Source organism: Streptomyces adelaidensis, from assembly GCF_016598475.1.
Classification (GTDB): domain Bacteria; phylum Actinomycetota; class Actinomycetes; order Streptomycetales; family Streptomycetaceae; genus Streptomyces; species Streptomyces adelaidensis.
In genome coordinates, this window is sequence record NZ_JAEMUX010000217.1 from 1 (window position 1) to 1,621 (window position 1,621).

The following is a 1,621-nucleotide window of genomic DNA, read 5'->3' on the forward strand; positions in this document are numbered from 1 at the left end:
GCCGGTGGGGGCTGTCGAATCAGATCGGTGCCGTTGATGACGGTCTGGACACGTCGGGGATGGACCGCACCGACTTCGGCCGTGACCCACGCGGAGTCGTCGCTCACGATTGCCTCGTGCATCCCCCCGCCATACGGAGAGTCATCTCGCCGAAGCCGTGGTCGTGGTGTGCGGCCCAGGCAGTACACCCCAGAACGTTGCCGCACATCGTCGCGATCGAGCCGTCGGCGTTGAAGTAGCCGACTTAGAGGACGACCGGGCTGATGCTGATCAGGCTGCTGATGACGAGGCCGTCCGCGCCTACGCCGGTTCGTCTGACGCAGAGACGCTCGGCCTCCTTTGACCACTCCTTCTCGCTGGCTGGCGAGGGGCCGGACAACAGGACGAAGTCGTTTCCCGCTCCGTGGATCTTGCGGAAGCGCATGGCGAAGCTCCTCGCTGGCGTGAGGTGACAGTTCTCGTGATGGCTGAATGGGGCCGGGATCAGAGGAGTTCGACGGGCCGATACGTCGTCGCCGACTCCTTCATGACCCACGGGGAGCGCCCGTCGAAGATCAGGACCCGGCGCCCCGCGGCGCCGGAGGACCGGCAGGTACAGCCCGTCGAGGCACACGAAGTCGCCTATGCGGACATCCTGGGCTGCCTCTGACCGGCGATGGTGCTGAGGGGAGGCGGGGGTGCAGGAGTCGGGTCGGTGGTGCGGCGCTCGTATATTCAGCCCCTCCAGATCGCCAGGAGGATCGAACCGCCAAGCGCCAAGAGGCTTGCCGCGTATGTAAGTTGCTGGTTACGAGGGCTCACGGAACACCGACCAAGTGGCCGTGAAGACGGTTGCGGACTGACGGGATACCGATCTCTCCGAGTTGCATCCAGGCCGCCGCGCCCGTTTCGATCACCAAGGGGGCGACGGCGCCGGAATGGGCCCGGAAAAGGTATCGGAAGCCGATCCGGAGACGGGCGCCATACCTGTGTTGCCCCGCTCTGGTCACGTCGATCAGAAAGGGGCCCTCGCTGTCGGGCTCCGTCCACACCTCACGAATGCCGACCGCCTCGGCCAACAGACGCAGGACAGCCCCGCTGAGCGAGTCGTCCTGCGCCTCCGGCTCCACTTCGGCAAGGGCGAAGGTTCCCTCGTGCCGTAGGGACAAGACGCGATTGCGTTCGTCGACGACGACCGCGCCCGTTGTCACGAGGGGGCAGCGCTGGCTGTGGGTGCAGGTCCCGCGCTGTGCGTGGTCACAGGCGGCGTCGTACACCGGCATCAACGCCATCTGCTCGTCAGGGTGCTCGTGGATGTAGTGGGACAGCTCCCGGATGATCAGATCCTCCCTGATGCTCACGGGGCACCGAGTCCGTGGCGCTGGGTAAAGATCCACAGGAGCCTGCGGGTGATGTCGGCGGTGTCCCGGAGGTAGATGAAGGCGCCGAAGGACGGGGTCTCTGCGGTCGGACGATTCTTCAAGTCGAGGAGCCGGTACCCCGTGCGGAACAGTTCCCTCACGTCCTCGTCCTCGTCTGCCCCCAGCTCCTCGCCGAGGAGTAGGTTGAGGTGCCCGATGATCTCGGGCAGGGACCCGTCCATGTCCTTGCGGGTCGAGGTGGCCATCTGCATGGCGAGCAC

Annotated in this window: 4 protein-coding genes; 1 reads left to right on the top strand and 3 read right to left on the bottom strand. The window is 65.9% G+C overall.

Annotated features, from left to right (window positions below):
* Nucleotides 1–244: 244 nt before the first annotated feature.
* Nucleotides 245–424 (bottom strand): hypothetical protein, encoded by a 180-nt coding sequence (locus I8N67_RS43640; RefSeq protein WP_234047107.1) that lies wholly within the window; start codon nucleotides 422–424, stop codon nucleotides 245–247.
* A 39-nt stretch (nucleotides 425–463) separates the two neighbouring features.
* Here I8N67_RS43640 and I8N67_RS41385 point away from each other — a divergent pair, with 39 nt between their 5' ends.
* Nucleotides 464–649 carry a hypothetical protein gene (locus tag I8N67_RS41385; protein WP_200309466.1) on the top strand — a complete coding sequence of 62 codons (186 nt, stop codon included), beginning with the start codon at nucleotides 464–466 and terminating at the stop codon, nucleotides 647–649.
* 148 nt (nucleotides 650–797) lie between these two features.
* Here I8N67_RS41385 and I8N67_RS41390 read toward each other — a convergent pair whose 3' ends face one another.
* Together I8N67_RS41390 and I8N67_RS41395 are read right to left on the bottom strand one after the other, a co-directional pair.
* Complete coding sequence (locus I8N67_RS41390; protein WP_200309467.1) at nucleotides 798–1,340, bottom strand: NUDIX hydrolase; 543 nt, start codon at nucleotides 1,338–1,340, stop codon at nucleotides 798–800.
* Nucleotides 1,337–1,621 (bottom strand): hypothetical protein (locus I8N67_RS41395; protein ID WP_234047108.1); only part of this gene is annotated, 285 nt, incomplete at its 5' end. The genes I8N67_RS41395 and I8N67_RS41390, both read right to left, overlap by 4 nt.